The following is a 24,273-nucleotide window of genomic DNA, read 5'->3' on the forward strand; positions in this document are numbered from 1 at the left end:
CCTGTGGGGAGCGAGTCTACCGACGCTTTACCGGACGGCGGCCCCGCACATGGTTGAATAAATTTGCAAATGCGTGAATAAACGTCCGTGAGGCTGGTAAGGTGATCTGCGAAGCGCGGCGTCGCACTTGGCGTGCCGCGACGGGACGGCACGAATTCCCAGCGAAACGGACCAAGAGATGGACACGGCGGCGATGGACACAAACACGGGGTCACACGTGCGAGTCGGAATCGTGGGCGCTTCGGGCTTTACCGGGGCGGAACTGCTGCGACTGGCCGCCGCGCATCGGTCATTCGACGTAGTGGCCGTGGCCGGGGATACACAAGCAGGCGCTGCAGTGCGCGACCTGTACCCCAGCCTGGCAGCTCACTACGGCGACCTTCGTTACTGCGCCTACGACCCTGAGATCTTCGTCGGGCTCGACGCGGTCTTCTTGGGGTTGCCGCACATGGCCAGCGCACCGGTGGTGGCAGACCTGTACAAGCGGGTGGGCTGCGTGATCGATCTGGGTTCAGATTTCCGGCTGCTCGATCCGGCGCTGTACCTGCAGTGGTACGGCTTAGAGCACCCGATGCCGGAGATGCTGGGCGAATTGCCCTATGGCCTTCCCGAGCTCGACCGCGAGTCGTTGCGTGACGCGGCGGGCATCGCGGTGCCCGGCTGCTACCCGACCGCCGCGGCGCTGGCGCTGGTCCCGTTCGCACGCGGCGGACACATCTCGACGAGCGGCGTCGTCGTCGATGCCGCATCGGGAGTCAGCGGCGCTGGCCGCGCTCCTCAGCCCAATACGACGTTCTCGACCGTCGACGAGGACTTCGTGGCCTACGGCTTGCTGGATCACCGCCACACGCCCGAGATCGAGCAAGTGACCGGCTGCCAGGTGCTGTTTACGCCCCATCTGGCACCGATGGTGCGCGGCATTCTGGCCACGTGTTATGCGAGGCCCACTGAGGGCATGACCACCGACGACGCGCTGGGCGTTCTGGCTGAGTTCTATGCGGACGAACCCTTCGTGGTCGTGCATCGAGACGTCCCGCACACCAAGGCCACGCTCGGCGCGAATACTTGCCATCTCAGTGCCCGGGTGGATCCCCGCACCGGCTGGCTGGTCGTTCTGAGCGCAATCGACAACCTGGTGAAGGGCGCGTCGGGCGGGGCAGTGCAATGCGCAAACGTGGCGCTTGGCCTTCCCGAGACGGCCGGGCTGTCGACGACAGGGCTGATGCCATGAATGCTGCCGGCGACAATCATTCCGATCAGACTCAGGTCGCCGGCGGCGACGATCATTCCGATCAGTCACAGGACGCCGACGAAGAACATGCCAAGCAGGTCGAGCGGGCCGAGTTGCTCGTCGAGATGCTGCCGTATATCAGTCGTTGGAGAGGCAAGGTCGTTGTCGTCAAGTTCGGCGGCAACGCCATGGTCGACACGGCGCTGACCGACGGTTTTGCTGCCGACATCATGCTGCTGCGCCAGATCGGCCTGGCACCGGTAGTCGTTCACGGCGGCGGGCCGCAGATCGGCGATCTCATGGCGCGCCTGGGCAAGACGTCAGAGTTCCGCGACGGGCTGAGGGTCACCGATGCGGAGACCCTCGACATTGCACGCATGGTGCTGGTGGGCAAAGTCAACCGCGACATCGTCGGTGCCATCAATGCGCACGGCCCCCTGGCAGTGGGCATCTCGGGCGAGGACGGCCGAGTCATCACAGCGACCGCCCGGAACCCCGATCTGGGCTTCGTAGGCGAGGTCACCGACGTGAACACCGACCTGCTCGAGCGTCTTCTCGCCGAAGGGCTGATCCCGGTCATCTCCACGATCGGGGCTGACGCCACGGGGCAGGCGTACAACATCAACGCGGACGCCGTGGCCGGAGCCGTGGCGGCTGCTCTCGGAGCCGAGAAGGTCGTCTACCTCACCGATGTAGCGGGCTTGCTCGACGACGTCGAAGATCCGGACTCGCTGATCCGCCACGCCACGGCCGACACGCTCGCTGCCCGTTTGGCCAGCGGGAAGATCGTCGGCGGGATGATCCCGAAGATCGAGGCCTGCATCAGCGCCGTGCGCAACGGCGTCAGCAGCGCGCACCTGCTCGATGGCCGCGTTCCCCACGTGGTGCTCGTCGAGCTGTTCACCGATGCTGGCGTCGGCACGATGATCACCCGCGACCGGCCGCACCTGGTGACGAGCTGACCGACCGAACCATCGACCCGACTATTGACACAAGGGCCAGAACGACATGACACAGACCACGACGGAGACATCTTCGAACGCTGCGCACGCCGCTGCCATGGGCGGCGCAGGGCTGGATTCCTGCCCGCTCATGCCGACTTATGGGCCGCCGCCGGTCCAGTTCGTGCGGGGCAGCGGTTGTGAGCTCTTTGACCGCGACGGCAAGCGCTACTTGGACTTCTTGGCAGGGCTGGCCGTCACTTCGCTCGGCCACTCCCACCCGGCGGTCGCCGATGCGCTCAACGAGCAGGCGCGCACGCTGCTGCACGTGTCGAACCTCTTCGGCACCGAACCCCAGGTCGAAGTGGCTCAGACCATCGACCGGCTGCAGGGCGGTGGCGGTCAGGTCTTCTTCTGTAACAGCGGCGCCGAGTCGCTCGAAGGGGCGATCAAGCTGGCGCGCAAGTACGGCGGGCGCGGGCGCCATGTTGTGGTGAGTGCGCTGAGGTCGTTTCACGGGCGAACCCTGGCGACTCTGCACGCCACCGGCCAGCCCGAAAAGCACGAGACGTTCCAGCCGCTGCCTGAGGGCTTCCGCCATGTGCCCTACAACGACGCGGAGGCTCTCGAGGCGGCCCTGGATCCGAGCTGTTGCGCGGTCCTGCTGGAAGTTGTCCAAGGCGAGGGCGGCGTGAACGTCGGCGACGGCGATTACCTGCGCCGCGTCCGGGAGATCTGCGACGAACGCGGTATGGCGCTGATCATCGACGAGGTACAGACCGGCTTGGCGCGCACGGGCAAGTGGTTCGCCTGGCACTACCACTTCGATCCGGCCGGCGGCCCGACTGGCGCGGCGCGTCCTGACATCGTGACGATGGCCAAGGCGCTGGGCAACGGCGTGCCGATCGGCGCGATCTGGGCCCGTCGCGAGGTCGCCGGAGCGTTTCAACCCGGCGACCACGCCACCACCTTCGGCGGCCAGCCACTGGCCGCGAGCGCCGCTCGTGCCGTGCTGCGCACGATGGAGGCGATCGACGCGCCTGGGTTGGCGGCAGCCCGCGGCGAGGAACTGGCCGGAAAGCTCATGGGCGTCCCCGGCGTCGTCGACACCCGTGGCCTGGGTCTGCTCATTGCCGCCGAACTCGACACCGACGCCATCGGCCGCAGCGGCCCCGAGATTGCAGCGGCGTGCCTGGAGGCCGGGCTCGTCGTCAATGGCATCTCGCCGACCGCAGTGCGGTTCGCGCCGCCGTTGGTGGTGTCGAGCGAGCAGATCGATGAATGCCTGGCGATCTTCGCGAACGTGCTCGGGGGCGGCTGATGAGGCACTTCTTGGCAGTCGACGATCTGTCTGCTGACGAACTGCGCTGGGTCCTCGATCTGTCGGCGCGCCCCGCCGCGGCTGCGCCTGCCGCACTGGAGGGCAGCGGGGTGGCACTGGTATTCGAGAAGGCCTCGAACCGCACCCGCAATTCGATGGAGATGGCCGTGCGACAGCTCGGCGGGCACCCCGTCTACATCCGCCCCGAAGAGGTGGGCATGGACGTGCGCGAGACCGCCGAAGACATCGTTCGTACGTTGGCCTGCTACCACACGATGATCGCTGCTCGCGTCTATCGGCACGGCCTCCTTGAGCGGATGGCGGCCTGTGAGGTCGCGCCAGTCGTCAATCTGCTGTCCGATGACGCCCATCCCTGCCAAGCGCTGGCGGATCTGCTCACCATCTCGCAGTGCATCGGCTTGGATCGCACCGAGCGGGTGGCCTTCGTAGGCGACGCGAACAACGTGTGGCGATCGCTGGCCATCGGCTGCGCCCTGGCCGGCATTCCGAGCACGCTGGCTGTTCCGTCGGGCTACGGGCCGTCATCGGAGACGCTCGACCGTCTTGGGGCGCTGGGCGGTGAGTGCACGGTCACCGACGACCCGGCTGCAGCCGTCGTGGGCGCCGATGCGGTCTGCACGGACGTGTGGACGTCGATGGGCCAAGAGGATGAACAAGCCGAACGGCTCGCCGCATTCGGCGCGTACCAAGTCACCCCTGAACTCATGTCGCAGGCTGCCGACGGTGCAATCTTCCTGCACTGCTTGCCGGCGCACCGGGGCGAGGAGGTGGCCGCCGAGGTCATCGACGGCCCGGCGAGCAGGGTCTGGCAGCAGGCCGAGAACCGGATGCATGCAGCACGGGGCCTGCTGGCCTTCCTGGCCGGACAGGCGGCGGCCCAAGGGGAGGCGTCGTGACCACCAAGGCGCAGCGACAGCACCTCATCCGCGAGCTGCTCGCCAGCAGCGCGATCGGCAGCCAGGCACAGCTGGTCGGATTGCTGGGAGAGCACTCAGTGGAGGTCACCCAGGCCACGGTCAGCCGCGACCTCGACGAGATGGGTGTGGCCAAGATGCGCACCGCAGGCCGCACGGTGTATGCAGTGCCAGAGGCCGATGCACCTGGGACCCTGCCCGAGAACACCCTGCGACGCGTCTTCGGGGACTGGGTGCTCGACGTGCGTTGGTCGCAGAACATCGTCGTGCTGAGCACCCCACCTGGGTCTGCGCACGTGGTCGCCTCGGCCATCGACCGAAGCGACTTCGACGGCGTGATCGGCACCGTGGCTGGCGACGACACACTGCTCATCGTGGCCGTTGAGGAACTGGGCGGCGCGGCGGTCGCCGGCCGCTGCCGTGAACTCGCCGATTTGTGAGCCCCCGATCATGTCTGCTGACGACACTGCCAAGGACCAACCGTCAGGACCCGGCCCGACCACGCTGTGGCACGGCCGGTTCGCCAACGCGCCCGCAGACGCGCTGGCGGCGTTGAACGACTCGCTGCCGTTCGACAAGCGAATGTTCGCTGAGGACATCGCAGCGTCGCGCGCCCACGTCTCGATGCTGGCTGATGTCGGCCTGCTCACTGACGACGAGCACGATGGCATAGTCGCCGCGCTCGAACAGGTCGAAGCCGAGATTGCCGGGGGCCACATGGTGTGGGCCCCGACCGACGAAGACATTCATACGGCGGTCGAGCGTCGAGCCACCGAGCTTTGCGAGGTCGCGGCAAAGATGCATACCGGCCGCAGCCGCAACGATCAGGTCGCAACTGACCTGAGACTTTGGACCCGCGGCGCCATCGACGAGCTGACACCGTTGGTGCTTGGCTTGGCGAGCACGCTGGCCGGCCGGGCGCGCGAGGCGCACGATGCCGGCGTGCGGCTGCCCGGCTATACCCACTTGCAGCAGGCCCAGCCAGTTGGGCTCGCTCACCACCTGGCTGCGCACGCGTGGGCCCTCCTGCGTGATGTCGAGCGGCTCGGCGAGGCCAGGATCCGAACCGACGTGTCGCCGCTCGGTGCAGGCGCGCTGGCCGGTTCGTCGCTGCCGCTGGACCCGGCCGCGACCGCGGCCGAGTTGGGATTTGCAGCAGTCTTCGAGAACTCGCTTGACGCAGTCAGCGACCGCGACTTCGTGGCCGACACGCTGTATGCGCTGGCAATGACCGGGGTGCACCTGTCGCGCCTCGGCGAGGAACTGGTGCTGTGGTCGAGCGCCGAATTCGGCTTTGTGACGCTTGACGACGCGTTCGCCACCGGCTCGTCGATGATGCCGCAGAAGAAGAACCCTGACGTCGCCGAGTTGGCACGTGGCAAATCGGGACGATTGATCGGTCACCTGACCGGGTTCTTGGCGACGCTCAAGGGTCTGCCGCTCGCATACAACAAGGATCTTCAAGAAGACAAGGAGCCGCTGTTCGACGCTGTCGACACGGTGTGCCTCGTAACCCTGGCGCTCGACGGGCTGCTGAGCACGGCGAGCTTCAACGCCCCTGCGATGGCTGCAGGCGCTGATGACCCGTTCGTCGCAGCGACCGATCTGGCGGAGTGGCTGGTAGCCCGCGGCACACCCTTTCGGGAGGCACATGCCGTCATTGCTGCGCTCGTGCGCGAGGCGCTGTCAGACTCGGAGGCGTCTCCCAACGCGGACCGGCTGACCGAACTCGTAGCTGCTCATCCGGACTTGGGACCCGAGGCCGCGCAGCGGCTTGCGCCTGGGGCGGCACACCGCAGCCGCACATCCCCAGGCGCTGGCGGACCCGATTCCGTGGCCGTCCAATTGGACCGCCTCGACGCCGCCCTCGCGGCCGCCGCCGGCGCTCCGGGCGGATGCTGATGGAGTCGGCGGCCTCGCCGTTGCCGCCGGAGTTCTACGCGCGACCGGCACCCGAAGTCGCGCCGGACCTGGTCGGCAAGCTGCTCGTGCACAACGACGGATCGCTTCGCGCCGGCCGCATTGTGGAGGTAGAGGCCTACAGCGGCGACGGCGATCCTGCTGCTCACTCGCGCAATGGGCCGACAGCGCGCAATGCCTCGATGTTCGGTCCACCCGGGCGCCTGTATGTGTACCGGATCTACGGACTGCACTGGTGCGCGAACGCAGTGTGTTCGCCGGCCGGAGCCGGAGCGGCTGTGCTCTTGCGCGCCCTCGAGCCACTGGGCGGTTGCGAGCTGATGACTGCTCGCCGCGGCAGCTCCGGCAAACGGATTGCCTGCAGGGATCTCTGCTCGGGTCCGGCGAAGCTGACCGAGGCGTTCGATATCGACGGCACTCACGACGGTTGCGACCTCACGACCCCCGATGGCCTGAGCATCCGCGACGACGGCTGGACGCCGGCCAACTTGCAGAGTGCGTGCCGTATCGGCATCAACCGTGGCACCGACTTGCAATGGCGTTGGTTCGACGGCAGCAGCCCACACGTGAGCGTGCGATGACGGGGCGTTTCGTCCAGCGACCCGAGTACCCCGATACAGCAGGCGACCTTGCAGCCGCGATTGCGGTGGTCGAATGCTTCGTCCCTCGCGACCGCACCCAGGCAATGCACCGCCGGCGCCTGCTCGACTTTGCCGCCCGTCATCGGGACGCGCTGCATCGCTCCTGCGCGCCAGGACACCTCACCGCGTCCGCCTGGGTGGTGAACCATGAGGCAACCCACGGCCTCGTGCTCCTGCACGTGAAGATCGGCCGCTGGCTGCAGCCCGGCGGCCATGCTGACGGCGACTCCTCGTTGGCCTCCGTCGCACTGCGTGAGGCCGCCGAGGAAACCGGCATCGAGGGCCTTGAGGTTTGGAGCGACCCCGTCGACATCGACGTGCACTTGTTCGTCAACCGCAAGCGCACTGAGCCCGATCACCTGCACTTCGACGTGCGGTTCCTTGTTTGCGCACCACGAGGCGCGGTGGCACGGGGCAATCACGAGTCTGAGGGACTGCGCTGGATTACTGAGAGCCAGCTCGTCGATCCTGTGCTGAACCTCGACGCCAGCACCCGTCGGCTGGCCCGTTACGGCTTCGAACTGGCACGCGACGTGAGCTCTCGTAGCTGACCACCGCCACACGACCAGGGCCGCTCCTCAAGACGGACCGTGCCCTCAGGCGTCTGCCGAAGCGTACGTTGAGAGCGTGCGCAGCGTCCTTCGGCTGGTCGAAGACACCGTCCTGTTCCTGTGCGGTCTGGTGGCGGGCTGGATAGCCGTCACGTACGTGCCCGGGGCGGTGCTCGGAGCGGTTGCGGTGACCGTAGTGCTCGCCGCTGGCGGGAGGCTCCTGTTCAACGGCACCGTGTGGTCGGCAGGTGCAGGACTCGTCATTGCGGGCATCGCTGGCGCCGGGCTCTATGTGTCCGAAGCCGTCTCGACGCTCGGGGCTTGAGTGGCCTCTTCCACGGCCGGGTGCGCAAAACCTCCCCGGTAGCGTGACCGCGTGGACTTCGGCACGGTGCTGATCATCGTTGTTGCGGTGGCCGCGGTGATCATGATCCTGGGAATTGCAGATGTTCTGCGGCTGGGCAGGCAGCGATTCTCCGCAGCCGGCCGGCGCCGCATGGATTGGATCCTGCTCATCATCTTCATCGGTCCGCCTGCCGTCCTGCTGTACGCGGCCGCCGTCCGGCCGCAGGTGGCGCATCCCGAGCGTTACGGCGACGACACAGCCGGCGCACCCGGCAGCGCCGCGGTCGGTGGACACGCGTGATGAACGGCGGCGCGGACCTCGCCATAGAGGTCGCACAGCTCTACAAGCACTATGGCGATGTCGAGGCAGTGGCGGGCATCGATCTGACGGTCGCGACCGGCGAGGTCTTGGCCTTCCTTGGGCCGAATGGGGCTGGCAAGACCACCACGGTCGAGATCCTGGAGGGCTTGCGCACCCGGACTTCGGGCGACGTGCAGGTGCTGGGTGTCGATCCAGCCGACGCCACCGCTGCGTGGCGCGAGCGCATCGGCGTCGTGCTGCAAGGCGCCCAGCACGAGGGCGACCTCACCGCGTCGGAAATCGTGACGATGTGGTCCGCGTACTACCGCTCTCCGCGCCCGACTGCTGAAGTGCTCGAGTGGGTCGGGCTCTCCGATGCGGCCCGGACTCGAACACGACGGCTGTCGGGCGGCCAGAAGCAGCGTCTGGCCGTGGCCCTGGCACTGGTCGGCGATCCGGAGCTGGTCTTCCTGGACGAGCCGACGACCGGCTTCGACCCTGCCGCTCGCCGTGAGGCTTGGAACACCATCGGCGGGTTGCGAACGCTGGGCGTGACCGTGTTGCTCACCACCCACTACATGGACGAGGCGGAACACCTCGCCGACCGGATCGTGGTGATCTCCCGAGGACGCATCGTGGCAAACGGCACCGCATCCGGCCTGGCTGCCCATGCCGCCATAGGGGCGCGCATCAGCTGGGATGCGGACGAACTGGAACCGAGCCGCCTGCCGGACAAGTTGCGTGAATTGCTGAACGGCGACGGCTCCTCGATGCCGCCGGGTACTGCCGCCGCAGGAGCAGCGGGCGGATTGCGCCACGAACTGGTCACCGCAGATGTGGGAGGCGTGGTGCGGGAGCTGCTGGCTGCGGCCGACACGGCTGGCACGCGGCTGGACTCGCTGGCGGTCCGGCCGCCCACGCTGGAAGACACCTACCTGGCGCTGACTGGCTCAGACTCTTGAGGGCCCTTCGACAGCTCCGCAGTGAGACCTCGTTCAACTTGCTGGGCTTCTGGCGCAGCCCCGCCGCCACGTTCTTCACGGTGGTGCTGCCGCTCGTGTTCCTGGTGATCTTCACGTCAATCTTCGGCAACGAGATCATGAGCTCTACCGGGGCACGCGTCGCAACGGTGTACGTCCCGGGAATCCTGGCGCTGGCACTTGTCTCGGCCAACTTCATGAACGCGGCCATCGTCACGGTCATCAAGCGCGAGAACGGAGTGCTCAAGGCCATGCGGGCGACACCGCTGCGGCCTTGGGTCTACGTGGGCGGGCAGGTCGGTTCGTCGCTGGTCCTGACGGCGCTGATGACCGTGCTGGTGATAGGCATCGGCTGGCTCGGCTACAGCGTCGAAATCCAGCTCGCCGCCCTGCCGAGCCTGTTCATCTCCCTGCTTGTGGGGGCGGCTGCGTTCTCCGCCCTGGGCTTGGCCATCACCTGCGTCTGCCCGAGCGAGCAGGCGGCGCCTGCGATCACCAACATGTGTGTGCTGCCGCTGTACTTCGTGTCCGACGTGTTCATTCCCTCGGACACAGCACCGCGCTGGATGACTTTCATCGGCGACATCTTCCCGATCAAGCACCTCGCCCTTGCGCTGGGGCGCACCTTTGATCCCTTCGCTGAGGGCGTGCCGATGCCGGTGTGGCGCTGGGTGATCATCGGTGTGTGGGGAGTGTTCGGAGTGCTGGTCACGGTGCGGGCCTTTCGTTGGACGCCTCGCAGCTAGCCAGACGTCGGGACCCATCGGGCGCGCGCCCGTCGTGACCTCGCTGTGACCTCATGGCGCGACCTGTCAGGCAGACTGGCGGCGTGGACGTCCTGGCTGACCTCGATGCGCGCGGTCTGATCCATCAGACGACCGACCGTCGGGCACTCGCGCAGCGTCTGGAGTCCGGCCCGATCACTGTGTACTGCGGATTCGACCCCACCGCCGCCAGCCTCCATGTGGGCAACCTCATGGGACTGCTGACGTTGCGTCGGCTGCAGCTGGGCGGGCACCGTCCGATAGCCCTCGCTGGCGGGGCGACCGGCATGGTCGGCGACCCCAGCGGGCGCTCGACTGAGCGCAACCTGCTCGATGACGACGCTCTGGCCCGCAACCTCGAGGGGATCGTGCCGCAGCTGCGGCAATTCCTGGACTTCGACGACGGGACCTCCGCAGCACGGCTGCTTGACAACCGCGCCTGGACTGTCGGTGTCGGCGTGCTCGACTTCCTGCGAGACGTCGGCAAGCACGTCACCGTGCAGCAGATGGTCGGCAAGGAGTCGGTCCGCAACCGACTGGACGAAGGTGATGGGCTGTCCTACACCGAGTTCAGCTACATGCTGCTGCAGGCGTACGACTACCTCTGGCTGGCCGAGAACGTCGAGTGCGAACTGCAGGTCGGCGGCTCTGATCAGTGGGGCAACATCGTGCTGGGCATCGATTTGATTCGGCGCCGGCTGGGACGCTCCGCCCACGCGCTGACCTGGCCATTGCTGGCGCGCAGTGACGGCACGAAATACGGCAAGACGGCTGGTGGCGAGACACTGTGGCTGAGCGCCGACGCCATGAGTCCTTACCGCTTCTACCAAACGTGGATCGGTGCTGATGATGCCGACGTGGGCAAGCTGCTGGCTCAGCTCACGTTCCTCGATATCGCGGAAGTGCAGGACATCACTGCTGCGCACGAGGCCGATCCGGGCCGTCGCGAGGGCCAACGGCGCCTGGCGACCGAGATCACGCGCATCGTGCACGGAGATGCAGCGGCCACCGCTGCGACCGGGGCCAGTGAGGTGCTGTTCGGCGGGATGGCGTCGCTGCGCGAGGTGTCGGCACCAGCGCTGGCGTTCGTGGTCGAAGAAGTCCCTTCGGGCCAGCTGCGAGTGCTCGGTGCATCCGTAGTGGACGTGCTCGTCGACGCCGAATTGGCTCACAGCCGCAGCGAAGCTCGCAGGGCGCTCGCCGAGGGCAGCGTGTACATCAACGGCGATCGCACCAGCGATCCCGACCGCCTCGTCGGGGCGAACGACCTGCTCTATGGCCGCTATGTGCTGCTGCGGCGAGGCAAGAAGCGCTGGCACGTGGCGACCGCGCCCTGACAGCGCCGCGTACAGGCGAAATCTGTGACTGAGAGTGGTTGCGGAGGTGGGTCGCCCCCTGTAGTGTCATGCCTCCCCCTCGCAGGCCGCTTTGCCGGCCGGAGGGGCCCGACACCTCCGGCGGCGTCCCCCGCAGCACTCCTTCGCAGAGGGCAGCGGCAGACGCCGATTGAGTGTCAGCTGCCGGCGGCTTCGCCTCAGCAGCGCTCCTTGACAACAGAACAGAGGACGAAAACGCCAGTGCGGGCGATCGGCTGCTGGATTCCAGCCGCCGGTCGAACCACACAGCCGGTCCGCGGTCTACCCAGACCGGGGACCAACTTATTCGTGCCGGAGCATCAGGCTCGCCTCGAGCGGGCCGACATGCGACGGTGCACCAATTCCAGCCAGTTGTCGCAGGAGAGGGGATTTCCCCTCAGATCGCGTCACGGGCTCTTCGATCGTGCTTGCGATGTCCGGTCGCAGCCGCTTCGGCGGTTGCAGCGGCATGGCAGGCCTCGATCTCGATGGAGAGTTTGATCCTGGCTCAGGACGAACGCTGGCGGCGCGCTTCATCCATGCAAGTCGAACGAACCCGAGACTTCGGTCTCAATGGGGAAGTGGCGAACGGGTGAGTAACACGTGAGAAACCTACCCCGGAGATGGGAATAGCCCAGGGAAACCTGGATTAATACCCGATACCCTGCCTGCACCACATGGTGCGTTCAGGAAATGCTCCGGTGCTCCGGGAGGGTCTCGCGGCCTATCAGCTTGTTGGTGAGGTAATGGCTCACCAAGGCATCGACGGGTAGCTGGTCTGAGAGGACGATCAGCCACACTGGGACTGAGACACGGCCCAGACTCCTACGGGAGGCAGCAGGAGGGAATATTGCGCAATGGGCGCAAGCCTGACGCAGCGACGCCGCGTGGGGGAAGAAGGCCTTCGGGTCGTAAACCCCTTTCAGCAGGGACGAAATTGACGGTACCTGCAGAAGAAGCGCCGGCCAACTACGTGCCAGCAGCCGCGGTAATACGTAGGGCGCAAGCGTTGTCCGGATTCATTGGGCGTAAAGGGCTCGTAGGCGGTTTGGTAAGTCGGGTGTGAAAACTCAGGGCTCAACTCTGAGACGCCACTCGATACTGCCATGACTAGAGTCCGGTAGGGGAGTGTAGAATTCCTGGTGTAGCGGTGAAATGCGCAGATATCAGGAGGAATACCGATAGCGAAGGCAGCACTCTGGGCCGGTACTGACGCTGAGGAGCGAAAGCGTGGGGAGCAAACAGGATTAGATACCCTGGTAGTCCACGCCGTAAACGTTGGGCACTAGGTGTGGGTTCCATCCAACGGAATCCGTGCCGTAGCTAACGCATTAAGTGCCCCGCCTGGGGAGTACGGCCGCAAGGCTAAAACTCAAAGGAATTGACGGGGGCCCGCACAAGCGGCGGAGCATGTTGCTTAATTCGAGGCAACGCGAAGAACCTTACCTGGGTTTGACATGTTGGGGACAGCCGCAGAGATGCGGTTTCCTTATGGTCCCATCACAGGTGGTGCATGGCTGTCGTCAGCTCGTGTCGTGAGATGTTGGGTTAAGTCCCGCAACGAGCGCAACCCTTGTCCTATGTTGCCAGCGCGTAATGGCGGGGACTCATGGGAGACTGCCGGCGACAAGTCGGAGGAAGGTGGGGACGACGTCAAGTCATCATGCCCCTTATGCCCAGGGCTGCAAACATGCTACAATGGCCGGTACAAAGGGCTGCGAAACCGCGAGGTCAAGCGAATCCCAAAAAGCCGGTCTCAGTTCGGATTGGAGTCTGCAACTCGACTCCATGAAGCCGGAGTCGCTAGTAATCCCGGATCAGCAACGCCGGGGTGAATACGTTCCCGGGCCTTGTACACACCGCCCGTCACACCACGAAAGTTGGCAACACCCGAAGCCAGTGGCCCAACCCGCAAGGGGGGGAGCTGTCGAAGGTGGGGTTAGCGATTGGGGTGAAGTCGTAACAAGGTAGCCGTACCGGAAGGTGCGGCTGGATCACCTCCTTTCTAAGGAGTCACCTCCGAGACCGAGACCACCGAGGTCTCGGTTCTCAGACGGAGATTCCCAGTTGGAGCACTGGTGCTGCCTGGATCCATTGGCTGATGTTCTTCATCAGCCGGTTTCAGTCGGCTCGTCCTCTGTTCTGCTGCCAGGGAGCGCTGTGTCGCGCCATGGCGTCGCAGCTCTCTGATAACTGCATAGCGATGCACGAGCATCAAACCCTCGTCGCTGGCGACCGTTGAGTGGCACGAAATAACTGCCGCTTAAACGTGTTCACGAGCGATGGAGGGATTTTGATTCTTCGAGACTGAGTATCGATATACCAAGCTACGAAGAGCCAATGGTGAATGCCTTGGCGCCGAACACCGATGAAGGACGTGATAGGCTGCGATAAGCCACGGGGAGCCGCCGAATAGGCTTTGATCCGTGGACATCCGAATGGGGAAACCCGGCACCTGTTATCGGGTGTCACGTCTGCCTGAATCTATAGGGCAGTTCGAGGGAACGAGGGGAATTGAAACATCTCAGTACCCTGAGGAAAAGAAAGCAACAGCGATTCCCGGAGTAGCGGCGAGCGAAATGGGAACAGCCTAAACCGAGTCCGGTGGTAAAGCCTGGTGGCGTTGCCGGATCGGTGTTGTGGGACATCCCCGACCGAACACCAGATCGGTCAAGGAGTTACAAAACAAGCAGATAGCGGAACCGTACAGGAAAGGCGGGCCAAAGAGGGTGACAGCCCCGTACGCGAAATCTGCTTGTCTCCTGGGATTGCTCCCGAGTAGCGCCGGTTCCGTGAAGGCCGGCGTGAATCTGCGAGGACCACCTCGTAAGGCTAAATATGTGTCGGCGACCGATAGCGAACTAGTACCGTGAGGGAAAGGTGAAAAGTACCCCGGGAGGGGAGTGAAATAGTACCTGCAACCATTGGTTTACAAGCAGTTGAAGCGCTACCGGACATTCGTGTCCGTGCGCGACAGCGTGCCTTTTGAAGAATGAGCCAGCGAGTTACGGTGTGTGGCAAGGTTAACCAGTGATGGGAAGCCGGAGCGAAAGCGAGTCCGAATAGGGCGCACAGTCGCATGCTGTAGACCCGAAGCCGTGTGATCTATCCATGGGCAGGGTGAAGCGGAGGTAAGACTCCGTGGAGGCCCGAACCGACCTAGGTTGAAAACTGGGCGGATGACCTGTGGATAGGGGTGAAAGGCCAATCAAACACGGTGATATCTGGTTCTCCCCGAAATGCATTTTGGTGCAGCGTCGCACGTTCAGCCATGGAGGTAGAGCACTGATTGGGCTAGGGGGCCCACAAGCTTACCGACCCCAGTCAAACTCCGAATGCCATGGCTCCAGAGTGCGGCAGTGAGTCCACGGGGGATGAGCTTCGTTGGACGAGAGGGAAACAGCCCAGAACGCCGGCTAAGGCCCCTAAGTGTGTATTAAGTGGCAAACGATGTGGGATTGCCCAGACAGCCAGGAGGTTGGCTTAGAAGCAGCCACCCTTGAAAGAGTGCGTAATAGCTCACTGGTCGAGTGGTCCTGCGCGGATAATGTAACGGGGCTAAATACACCGCCGAAGCCGCGTCTTTGAATTCACCTACGGGTGGATTTGAGGGGTAGGGGAGCGTCGTGCCTGCTGCGAAGCTGGAGCGTGAGCGCCAGTGGAGCGGGTACGAGTGAGAATGCTGGCATGAGTAGCGAGAGAGGGGTGCGAATCCCCTCCGCCGTAAGCCCAAGGGTTCCTGGGGAAGGCTGGTCCTCCCAGGGTTAGTCGGGAGCTAAGGCGAGGCCGAGAGGCGTAGTCGATGCACAACCGGTTGATATTCCGGTACCACCGCGTGCGCGCCCAGTCCAAAATGCGGTTGCTAAGGGGCTGTCTTCCCTTCGGGGAAAGACGAACCGACCCACCGCACTGAGGACAGCAATGAGGGGACGCAGGAGGATAGGTGAACCCAGGCGATGGTAGACCTGGGGTAAGCGTGTAGGACGGGGACTAGGTAAATCCGGACCCCATGAAGTCTGAGACGCGATGCCGAGCCGCTACAGGCGAAGTCACTGATTCCATGCTGCCTAGAAAAGCCTCTAGCGAGTTCACGCGGTGCCCGTACCTAAACCAACACAGGTAGGCAGGTAGAGCATACTCAGGCGAACGGGAGAACTGTGGTTAAGGAACTCGGCAAATTGCATCCGTAACTTCGGGAGAAGGATGACCCCATGATGGTGACGGCACTAGCTGCCTGAGCCGGAAGGGGTGTCACAAAACAGGGGAAAGCGACTGTTTACTAAAAACACAGCAGCGTGCGAAGTCGTAAGACCATGTATACGCTGTGACGCCTGCCCGGTGCCGGAAGGTTACGGGGAACGGTTAGCTCTTTGGAGCGAAGCTGTGAACCTAAGCCCCGGTAAACGGCGGCCGTAACTATAACGGTCCTAAGGTAGCGAAATTCCTTGTCGGGTAAGTTCCGACCTGCACGAATGGCGTAACGACTTTCCCACTGTCTCAACCACAGACCCGGCGAAATTGAAGTACGAGTAAAGATGCTCGTTAGCTACAGAAGGACGGAAAGACCCCGTGGACCTTTACTATAACCTGGTATTGGGTTGTGGCACGTGTTGTGTAGGATAGGTCGGAGACGAGGAAGCGTACGCGCCAGCGTGCGTGGAGTCAACCTTGAAATACGACCCTGCTCATGTCGGAACTCTAACCTAGGACCCTCAACGGGTTCGGGAACAGTGCCAGGCGGGTAGTTTGACTGGGGCGGTCGCCTCCCAAATGGTAACGGAGGCGCCCAAAGGTTCCCTCAGACTGGTTGGCAATCAGTCGTCGAGTGCAATGGCACAAGGGAGCTTGACTGTGAGACATACAGGTCGAGCAGGTGCGAAAGCAGGGCATAGTGATCCAGCGATTGCGTGTGGAAGCGTCGTTGCTCAACGGATAAAAGGTACCCCGGGGATAACAGGCTCATCTTCCCCAAGAGTCCATATCGACGGGAAGGTTTGGCACCTCGATGTCGGCTCATCGCATCCTGGGGCTGAAGCAGGTCCCAAGGGTTGGGCTGTTCGCCCATTAAAGCGGTACGCGAGCTGGGTTTAGAACGTCGTGAGACAGTTCGGTCCCTATCCTCTGTGGCTGTAGGAGATTTGAGGAAAGCTGTCCGTAGTACGAGAGGACCCGGATGGACGCAGCTCTCGTGTGCCAGTTGTTCCGCCAGGAGCACGGCTGGTTGGCGACCTGCGGAAGGGATAAGCGCTGAAAGCATCTAAGCGCGAAGCCTGTTCCAAGATGAGATCTCCCACTGGTACAACCAGGTAAGGCCCGTGGAAGATAACCACGTTGATAGGCCGGATGTGTAAGCACAGCAATGTGTTCAGCAGACCGGTACTAATCGGCCGAGGGCTTGGTATCGATACTCAGCCTCGAAGAAGCGCACCACGTAGTGCGCTGAGCGTGCATCGCTTTGCAGGAGTCGCCGTGCGAGATATCTCGCACGCGAACTGGAACTGTGCATACGGCACGACCGTACGCACTGGATCTCCGGTGGTTATGGCGGCAGGGCCACACCCGTTCCCATTCCGAACACGGAAGTTAAGCCTGCCAGCGCCGATGGTACTTGGGGGCAATTCCCCTGGGAGAGTAGGTCGCTGCCGGAACCCTGAACCCCCGTCGTGTTAGCGGCGGGGGTTCTTCGCGCTCGGGGCCTAGTCTCGAGGAGTGACGCAGAACCGGCGCCCGCCTCGCAGAGGCCCGCAGCGGCGCCCCGATCGTGACAGCGATCGACGGCAAGGTCCCGGTCGTCGAGGCGAGTCCGGCCGCGGTCGAAATGACCGACCTGGGAAAGATCGCCGCCCTGGGGGCCAACGTGAGCAGCGTCGGTCTGGACCTCCTCGTCGAGGTGACAAGCCTGTCGACGAGGTGGCAGAGCGAGCGGCCCGGCGGACAGATTGGGGCGGGGTTGCACGCAAGGGCGCTTCTGTGCTGCGGCCGATCCCGGGGGGCGACCGGGGGGATGCGTATGCAGCGGGGGTGCCGGTCCGCCAAGAGCCGCGACCTTCGGTGCCTCAGGGCCCGAAGCCCGTCGGGCGTGCCGCGACGAAGACGACAAAGACACAGCCCCGGCGTCGGCCGAGAGTCCGGCTGGATGTGCCCCAGCTGGACCCAGCATCGGTGCGAGACCTGCCGGCATCCGAACGGGACCGACTCGCTCATCGCCTGCGCGATGCAGGAGAGGACTTTCTGGCAGAACGGTTCGGCGACGCGCTCAGCACGCTCCGACCACTGGCGTCGAGATATGCGGCCGTCGCGGAGGTGCAGGAGCTCTACGGCCTCACGCTGTACCGCCTTGGTCGCTGGACTGCGGCGTCACACCGGCTCGAGCAATATGAGGCGCTTACCAGGGCTATCGACCAGCTGCCAGTGCTCGCGGACTGCTACCGGGCACTGGGCCGGCTGAACGACGTGCACGACGTCTGGGACCGGCTGAGGCACGCCGATCCTGACGCTGAGACGATCACCGAGGGGCGCATCGTGGCTGCGGGTGCGCTGACGGACGAAGGCCGCCCACGCGACGCCATTCGTTTGCTTGAGGCGGGTCCGCTGCGCCCTAAGGGCCCTCAGGAGCACCACCTCAGGCTGTGGTACGCGCTCGCAGATCTGTACGACCGGATCGGGGACTTGCAGCGGGCCCGGCGCGGCTTCGCCCGGATTGCCGATGTCGAGCCCGAATTCGTTGATGTGCAGGACCGGTTGGCAGCACTCGGCACGCACAACGCCTAGCGATAGCGCACAACTTCAAGAAATCCCTGCAGGATCAGCCTTCCGCCGCGAGCGCGCGGGTAGAGTGATCCCGTCATTCGGCGAGCGCCGCCCTCAGTACCGGCCCTCAGTACCGGCGCCGCCCGATCGCGCGAGGCAAGCGGCACAACGTGACTACCGACATCGAGCGCCTGCTGGGCGAGCAGGCCTCCTATTTGCTGGACCACAAGTGTGAAGGCATCGGGCGGGATCTGCTCACCCTGCCCGGGCCGGACTTCGTAACCGACGTCGTAGCCGGCACGGACCGTTCTCCGCAGGTCATGCGGAGCCTTCAGTCATTGTTCGACCACGGCCGCCTCGCCGGCACCGGCTATGTCTCGATCTTGCCGGTGGACCAGGGAATCGAGCACTCCGGGGCTGCTTCGTTCGCCCCCAACCCGATCTACTTCGATCCAGCTTCCATTGTGGAGTTGGCGATCGAGGGCGGTTGCAATGCCGTGGCGACTACGTTCGGCGTGCTGGGGGCGGTGTCCCGCCGCTACGCGCATCGCATCCCATTCATCGTCAAGCTCAACCACAACGAGCTGCTGACCTATCCCGCAAAGTACGACCAGATCATGTTCGGTTCGGTCGCCCGGGCGCATGAGCTCGGCGCCGCTGGCGTCGGAGCCACCATCTACTTTGGCTCGGCTGAGAGCGGACGGCAGATCACTGAGGTAGCCGCTGCGTTCGAGGAAGCACACCGGCTCGGCATGTTCACCGTGCTGTGGTGCTACCTCCGCAACCCAGCCATCAACCTGTCCAACGAAGCAGGCGGCGTTGACCACCATGTGTCCGCCGACGCCACCGGGCAAGCCAACCACATCGGCGTGACGATCGAGGCCGACATCATCAAGCAGAAGCTGCCCGAGAACAACGGCGCTTTCGTCTCCGTCTCGGGTTTTGGCAAGACCCACGCTGCCGTGTACGACCGGCTGACATCGGATCATCCAGTGGACCTGTGCCGCTGGCAAGTGGCCAATTGCTACATGGGACGTGTCGGGTTGATCAACTCGGGAGGCGCCAGCTCGGGCGCCACGGACTTGACCGAGGCCGTCACCACTGCGGTCGTCAACAAGCGAGCGGGCGGCATCGGGCTGATCTCGGGACGCAAGGCCTTCCAACGGCCAATGGTCGAGGGCGTCGAGCTGCTCGGCGCCATACAGGACGTGTATTCGGACCCGGCCGTGACCATCGCCTGACAGGTGTGACCCCAACCCGGCTGCATCGGTTCAGCCGCGGCTAGCGTGGTCGCCTGGAGCGGCCGCAATCCCCCCAGGAGGAAACGTGACCGACACCGCATCGCGCGAATTGCCGCTGCAGGAGATCGACGAGGTCATCATCCGATTCGCCGGTGACTCCGGCGACGGCATGCAGTTGACCGGAGATCAGTTCACGAGTATCTCCGCAGCCCTCGGAAACGACCTGTCGACCCTGCCGGATTTCCCCGCCGAGATCCGCGCCCCGCAGGGGACACTGGCGGGCGTCTCGGCCTTCCAGGTACGCATTTCGGACTTCGACATCACCACGCCGGGCGACGCTCCGACAGTGCTGGTCGCCATGAACCCCGCTGCGCTGAAGGCTCAGCTGCACCATCTCACGCAGGGCGGCGCGCTGATCATCAACACCGATGCCTTCACCGACCGCAACCTCGAGAAGGCCGGCTACTCCTCCAACCCGCTCGAAGACGGCACGCTTGACGACTACCGGGCATACCCGGTGCCGATGAGCCAGATCACCCGGGACGCGGTGGCTGAGCACGGCGTCAAGCAGCGCGACGCGGAACGGTCCAAGAACTTCTTCGCGCTCGGGTTGATCTCGTGGATGTACACCCGGCCGACCGAGCCGACCATCGAATTCATCAACACCAAGTTCCGGGGTCGCACTCAGGTCATTGACGCCAACACCTCCGCCTTCAAGGCCGGCTACAACTTCGGCGAAACCGCTGAGATCTTCGAGGCGCACTACGAGGTCAAGCCGGCCCCGCTGGCACCTGGCGAGTACACCAACGTCAACGGCAACACGGCGCTGGCGTGGGGCTGCGTCGTGGCGGGTCAGCTGGCGCGCCTGCCGGTGTTCCTGGGCTCATATCCGATCACCCCGGCGTCGGACATCCTGCACGAGATGTCGCTGAAGAAGAACTTCGGCGTGCGGACCTTCCAGGCCGAAGACGAGATCGCCGCTGCAGCGTCCGCTGTGGGGGCGGCCTTCGGCGGAGCGCTGGCGTTCACCGCCACGTCGGGGCCAGGCCTGGCCCTCAAGGGCGAGACGCTCAGCCTCGCGGTGAGCTTGGAGCTCCCGTTGGTGGTGCTCGACATCCAGCGCGGCGGTCCGTCCACGGGACTGCCGACCAAGCCCGAGCAGGCCGACTTGATGATGGCCATGTACGGGCGCCACTCTGAGTCGCCGCTGCCCGTGGTGGCGCCGCGCAGCCCGGCCGATTGTTTCGACATCGCGATCGAGGCGTCGCGCATCGCCTTGAAGTACCGGACGCCGGTGATCGTGCTGTCCGATGGCTTCCTGGCCAACAGCTCCGAGCCGTGGCTGCTCCCAGACGTCGGCACGCTGCCTGACATCGGGGTCGACTTCGCCACCGAGTTCAACGGCACCAACGAGGACGGCGACGGCATCTTCCTGCCGTACCTACGAGATCCGGAGACCCTGGCCCGACCGTGGGCCATTCCCGGCACGCCTGGCTTGATGCACCGCATAGGTGGCATCGAGAAGGAGGACGCCACCGGCAATATCTCCTACGAGCCCGAGAATCACCAGCTGATGGTGGACCTGCGGCAGGCCAAGATCGACGGTGTCGACGTGCCCGATGTCGAAATCGCCGGCGACGTCGATGCTGATCTCGTCGTGCTGGGCTGGGGGTCCACGTGGGGGGCCATCGACGCCGCCGCCGGACGGCTGCGAGAGGCTGGCTTCCAGATCGCACACGTGCATCTGCGACACCTCAATCCGCTGCCGACGAATCTTGGTGACGTGCTGCGGCGCTACCGGGCCGTGGTGTGCCCCGAGATGAACAAGGGCCAGCTCAGCGATCTCGTGCGAGCGAAGTACCTGATCGATGTCGAACACATCGGAAAGATCGACGGCGTGCCTTTCACCACGGGAGAAGTGACCGCCGGGGTACGCAAGCGCCTCGAGGAGTTGGCAGCCACATAGAAGCCGACGACGCAAATCCACACACACGACATACGACGCACGAATCGCAACTGGCACAAGCCGGAACAATCTCCCAACGAGCACTCAGAGCACAGACAGAGGCCTAAAGCACGATGACTGACACCTCTTTCACGCCGACCACACAGCCCGCAGACTGGGTCTCCGACCAGGAGGTCCGCTGGTGCCCGGGCTGCGGCGACTACTCCATCCTCACGGCAATGAGGATGCTGATGCCGAGCCTCGGCACCGAGCCGCACAACACGGTGTTCGTTTCGGGCATCGGGTGTGCCGCCCGTTTCCCGTACTACATGAACTCCTACGGCGTGCACGGCATCCACGGCCGAGCACCTGCGATCGCCACCGGTCTGGCAATGGCGCGGCCCGATCTCGACGTGTGGGTGATCGGCGGTGACGGCGACATGCTGTCGATCGGCGGCAATCACCTGATTCATGCGTTGCGTCGCAACGTCAAGATCAAGGTGCTGTTGTTCAACAACCAGATCTATGGCCTCACCAAGGGCCAGTTCAGCCCCACCAGCGAGATCGGAAAGGTCACCAAGAGCTCGCCGATGGGTTCGTTGGACGCCCCGTTCAACCCGCTGGCAGTGGCGCTCGGAGCTGAGGCCTCGTTTGTGGCCCGTACCCACGACATGGACCGCCAGCACATGATGGAAACCTTCCGGCGGGCGCACGAACACGAGGGCGCCGCGTTCGTGGAGGTGTTCCAGAACTGCAACGTCTTCAACGACGGCGCCTTCGAAGGTGTCACGAAGAAGCAGAATCGTGACGCCAATCTGATCCCGCTGACGCATGGCGAACCCATCCGGTTCGGGGCTGATGGCGAGTTCGGCGTCATTGACGAGTCTGGCTGCGCCCGGGTCATCCACTCAGCCGATGTGAGTCCTGACGAGCTGCTCACCCACGACGAGACCAAGCACGATCCGTCGACGGCGTTCATGCTGGCCCGTCTTGCACGCGGACCCTTTGAGCCGACTCCGATCGGCGTATTCCGTGCCGTGCGGCGCAGTGAGTACGCAATGGCTTCCACGCGGCAGCTGGCCGCAGCCCAGGAAAAGCAGGGCCCCGCGGACGTCGGACAGTTGCTGCGTTCACGCGGTACTTGGTACGTCTGAGATCCATCTCGTGCCCCGAGGCTCGCGGCGGCAAGACCGCCGCGGCCGTGTCTGAGAATTCGCTGCGGCGCCCGACGGGCGCGCTGGTACTTTCGGCTGCATGAACGCCGTGCGACGACGCCTCGACAACGAGTTGGTGCGCCGAGCCATGGCGCCGTCACGGGCGGCCGCGCAGGCACTCATCTCCGGTGGTCGGGTGCTCGTCAGCGGTGCCGTCGCGCAGAAGCCCTCACGGATGGTGGCGGCCGCGGAGCCGGTCCAGCTCAGCGGTGAACCTGCCCGATTCGTGTCACGCGGCGGCGACAAACTCGATGCAGCGCTGGACGCCTTTGGGATCCCCGTCGTTGGGCGGCGCGCATTTGACGCCGGCTCTTCGACGGGCGGGTTTGTGGACTGCCTGCTGCAGCGAGGCGCAGTTCAGGTTGTGGCGGCCGACGTCGGCTGGGGTCAGCTGGATGCACGTCTGCGCACCGATACCCGGGTCACGGTGCGAGAGCGCTGCAACGTGCGTCATGTGGGGGCCGCTGACATCGGCGGTGCGGCAGACATCGTGACCGCCGACCTGTCGTTCATTTCGCTGCGAACGGTGATGGCGAACCTGGCGGCGTGTACCGCACCCGGCGGGGATGCGGTGCTGCTGACCAAACCGCAGTTCGAAGCCGGCCGGCGGGAGGCCTCACGGGGCAAGGGCGTGGTCCGCGACCCCGAGGTGTGGCGGCGGGTGCTCAGCGAGGTGGCGGCGAGCGCGTCCGGATGCGGCCTGGTGCCGGCAGGCGTCGCCGTCTCGCCGCTGCGAGGTGCGGCGGGCAATGTCGAGTTCTTCCTGTATTGCCGTCGCGCTGCGGACCAACCGAGCCACGTCGTCGGCGCCTCCCGAACCGCCGCCGCGTTTGACCTCGATGCCGCAATCGACAGGGCAATCCAGCGTGTCGACGGCACACGCGACGACGGGGGAGCAACTCGATGAGCGCGGTGCTGATCATCGCTCATGCCGAGCGCGCCGAGGCAGTGTCGGCATCGAAGCGATTAGTGGACTGGCTCGAGAGCGAGGGTCACACCGTCGAGCTGGGACGTGTGGAGGCATCGGCCATCGGTCGCAGCGAACTCGCAGCCGACGAGCCGATCGGCACCATGCCGGATCTCGCCGTGAGTGTCGGCGGCGATGGCACCATGTTGCGCTCGTTCGATCTGGTGGCGGCCGCAGGAGTGCCGGTTCTCGGCGTCAACGTCGGCCACCTCGGCTACTTGACCGAATTCGAGCCTGCACAGCTCACCGAAACGGTTGCCGCGGCGCTCGAGGGGACGCTGGGCATATCGGTGCGGATGATGGTCAGCGCCACCGTGCGCCGGCGACCTGGCGAAGATCCCGACGACCCCGACTCCCACGACGCAGATACGTGGACCGGTTTGAACGAAGTCGTCCTCGAAAAGCGCGATCCGGGCCACACGGTCAGGCTGGAGGTCTGGCTCGACGGCGACATGTTCGCGACCTATGCGACAGACGGTCTCATCGTGTCCACACCAACCGGTTCCACCGCGTACAGCCTCTCTGCGGGAGGAGCCGTCGTTGCGCCGACGCATTCGTCCCTGCAGGTCACGCCCGTCGCGCCGCACATGCTGTTCGATCGGTCGCTGCTGCTGCCACCCGACACCGAGATCGGCATCCGGGTGGTCAGCGAGCGGCCGGCGCTGGCCGCAGTGGATGGGCGTTCGGCCACAATGCTGCAGACAGGTGACGAGCTCGTGGTGACGCGCGCCCCATACGAGGCACAGTTCGTCACCGCCGGCGGCGACAGCTTCCATCGCGTGCTGAAGCACAAGTTCGGCCTCAAGGATCGCTGAGTTTGCGTCGATGAGCGAGCGACCAATGCCCTGCCAGCGGCAGCCACCGGGCCCCT

At 64.8% G+C, this 24,273-nt stretch carries 19 protein-coding genes and 3 rRNA genes; all 22 read left to right on the forward strand.

What is annotated here, in order from left to right; translation table 11 throughout:
• Nucleotides 1-217 precede the first annotated feature (217 nt).
• Nucleotides 218-1,231, forward strand: a complete 1,014-nt coding sequence (argC, locus tag ACPXYO_RS13400; protein WP_423921363.1) for an N-acetyl-gamma-glutamyl-phosphate reductase — start codon at nt 218-220, stop codon at nt 1,229-1,231.
• Complete coding sequence (gene argB / locus ACPXYO_RS13405; protein WP_423921366.1) at nt 1,228-2,193, forward strand: acetylglutamate kinase; 966 nt, start codon at nt 1,228-1,230, stop codon at nt 2,191-2,193. The genes argC and argB overlap by 4 nt, the downstream gene beginning before the upstream one ends.
• Nucleotides 2,194-2,239: 46 nt before the next feature.
• Nucleotides 2,240-3,493, forward strand: a complete 1,254-nt coding sequence (locus tag ACPXYO_RS13410; protein WP_423921369.1) for an aspartate aminotransferase family protein — start codon at nt 2,240-2,242, stop codon at nt 3,491-3,493.
• Entirely contained in the window at nt 3,493-4,410 is a 918-nt protein-coding gene (argF, locus tag ACPXYO_RS13415; protein WP_420624247.1) for an ornithine carbamoyltransferase, read from the forward strand. The genes ACPXYO_RS13410 and argF overlap by 1 nt, the downstream gene beginning before the upstream one ends.
• The gene (gene argR / locus ACPXYO_RS13420) at nt 4,407-4,868 is read left to right on the forward strand and encodes an arginine repressor (RefSeq protein ID WP_423921373.1); all 462 of its coding nucleotides are present in this window, start codon (nt 4,407-4,409) and stop codon (nt 4,866-4,868) included. The genes argF and argR overlap by 4 nt, the downstream gene beginning before the upstream one ends.
• Before the next feature lie 10 nt (nt 4,869-4,878).
• The gene (gene argH / locus ACPXYO_RS13425) at nt 4,879-6,330 is read left to right on the forward strand and encodes an argininosuccinate lyase (protein WP_423921376.1); all 1,452 of its coding nucleotides are present in this window, start codon (nt 4,879-4,881) and stop codon (nt 6,328-6,330) included.
• Nucleotides 6,330-6,929 carry a DNA-3-methyladenine glycosylase gene (locus tag ACPXYO_RS13430; RefSeq protein ID WP_423921379.1) on the forward strand — a complete coding sequence of 200 codons (600 nt, stop codon included), beginning with the start codon at nt 6,330-6,332 and terminating at the stop codon, nt 6,927-6,929. Before argH ends, ACPXYO_RS13430 begins: the two co-directional genes overlap by 1 nt.
• On the forward strand, nt 6,926-7,540 hold the full coding sequence (locus ACPXYO_RS13435) for an NUDIX hydrolase (protein WP_423921381.1): 615 nt from the start codon (nt 6,926-6,928) through the stop codon (nt 7,538-7,540). Before ACPXYO_RS13430 ends, ACPXYO_RS13435 begins: the two co-directional genes overlap by 4 nt.
• Nucleotides 7,541-7,616: 76 nt before the next feature.
• On the forward strand, nt 7,617-7,865 hold the full coding sequence (locus ACPXYO_RS13440; protein ID WP_420624242.1) for a hypothetical protein: 249 nt from the start codon (nt 7,617-7,619) through the stop codon (nt 7,863-7,865).
• A gap of 51 nt (nt 7,866-7,916) precedes the next feature.
• A complete protein-coding gene (locus ACPXYO_RS13445) occupies nt 7,917-8,186 on the forward strand; it encodes a hypothetical protein (RefSeq protein ID WP_423921384.1) in 270 nt (89 codons plus the stop codon).
• Entirely contained in the window at nt 8,186-9,148 is a 963-nt protein-coding gene (locus tag ACPXYO_RS13450) for an ABC transporter ATP-binding protein (protein WP_423921386.1), read from the forward strand. The genes ACPXYO_RS13445 and ACPXYO_RS13450 overlap by 1 nt, the downstream gene beginning before the upstream one ends.
• On the forward strand, nt 9,145-9,912 hold the full coding sequence (locus tag ACPXYO_RS13455) for an ABC transporter permease (RefSeq protein ID WP_423921389.1): 768 nt from the start codon (nt 9,145-9,147) through the stop codon (nt 9,910-9,912). Before ACPXYO_RS13450 ends, ACPXYO_RS13455 begins: the two co-directional genes overlap by 4 nt.
• Nucleotides 9,913-9,995: 83 nt before the next feature.
• Entirely contained in the window at nt 9,996-11,267 is a 1,272-nt protein-coding gene (gene tyrS, locus ACPXYO_RS13460) for a tyrosine--tRNA ligase (protein ID WP_423921392.1), read from the forward strand.
• Between the two features lie 503 nt (nt 11,268-11,770).
• Nucleotides 11,771-13,290 (forward strand): 16S ribosomal RNA (locus ACPXYO_RS13465).
• A 315-nt stretch (nt 13,291-13,605) separates the two neighbouring features.
• A 23S ribosomal RNA gene (locus tag ACPXYO_RS13470) occupies nt 13,606-16,688 on the forward strand.
• 128 nt (nt 16,689-16,816) lie between these two features.
• Nucleotides 16,817-16,933 (forward strand): 5S ribosomal RNA (gene rrf, locus ACPXYO_RS13475).
• The 16S, 23S and 5S rRNA genes sit together here, the layout of an rRNA operon.
• 490 nt (nt 16,934-17,423) lie before the next feature.
• Nucleotides 17,424-18,056: a hypothetical protein gene (locus tag ACPXYO_RS13480; RefSeq protein ID WP_420624237.1), complete on the forward strand. Its 633-nt coding sequence runs from the start codon at nt 17,424-17,426 to the stop codon at nt 18,054-18,056.
• A gap of 149 nt (nt 18,057-18,205) precedes the next feature.
• A complete protein-coding gene (locus ACPXYO_RS13485) occupies nt 18,206-19,276 on the forward strand; it encodes a class I fructose-bisphosphate aldolase (protein ID WP_420624236.1) in 1,071 nt (356 codons plus the stop codon).
• Nucleotides 19,277-19,361: 85 nt separating this feature from the next.
• A complete protein-coding gene (locus tag ACPXYO_RS13490) occupies nt 19,362-21,242 on the forward strand; it encodes a 2-oxoacid:acceptor oxidoreductase subunit alpha (protein WP_423921396.1) in 1,881 nt (626 codons plus the stop codon).
• Between the two features lie 113 nt (nt 21,243-21,355).
• Nucleotides 21,356-22,375: a 2-oxoacid:ferredoxin oxidoreductase subunit beta gene (locus ACPXYO_RS13495; RefSeq protein ID WP_423921399.1), complete on the forward strand. Its 1,020-nt coding sequence runs from the start codon at nt 21,356-21,358 to the stop codon at nt 22,373-22,375.
• 100 nt (nt 22,376-22,475) lie between these two features.
• Nucleotides 22,476-23,342, forward strand: coding sequence for a TlyA family RNA methyltransferase (locus ACPXYO_RS13500; protein WP_423921401.1), 867 nt, complete (start codon nt 22,476-22,478; stop codon nt 23,340-23,342).
• Nucleotides 23,339-24,217, forward strand: coding sequence for an NAD(+)/NADH kinase (locus ACPXYO_RS13505; protein WP_423921404.1), 879 nt, complete (start codon nt 23,339-23,341; stop codon nt 24,215-24,217). Before ACPXYO_RS13500 ends, ACPXYO_RS13505 begins: the two co-directional genes overlap by 4 nt.
• Nucleotides 24,218-24,273: the final 56 nt, after the last annotated feature.

Origin of the sequence: Candidatus Poriferisodalis sp. (genome assembly GCF_965237655.1) — a bacterium.
Taxonomy (GTDB): domain Bacteria; phylum Actinomycetota; class Acidimicrobiia; order Acidimicrobiales; family Poriferisodalaceae; genus Poriferisodalis.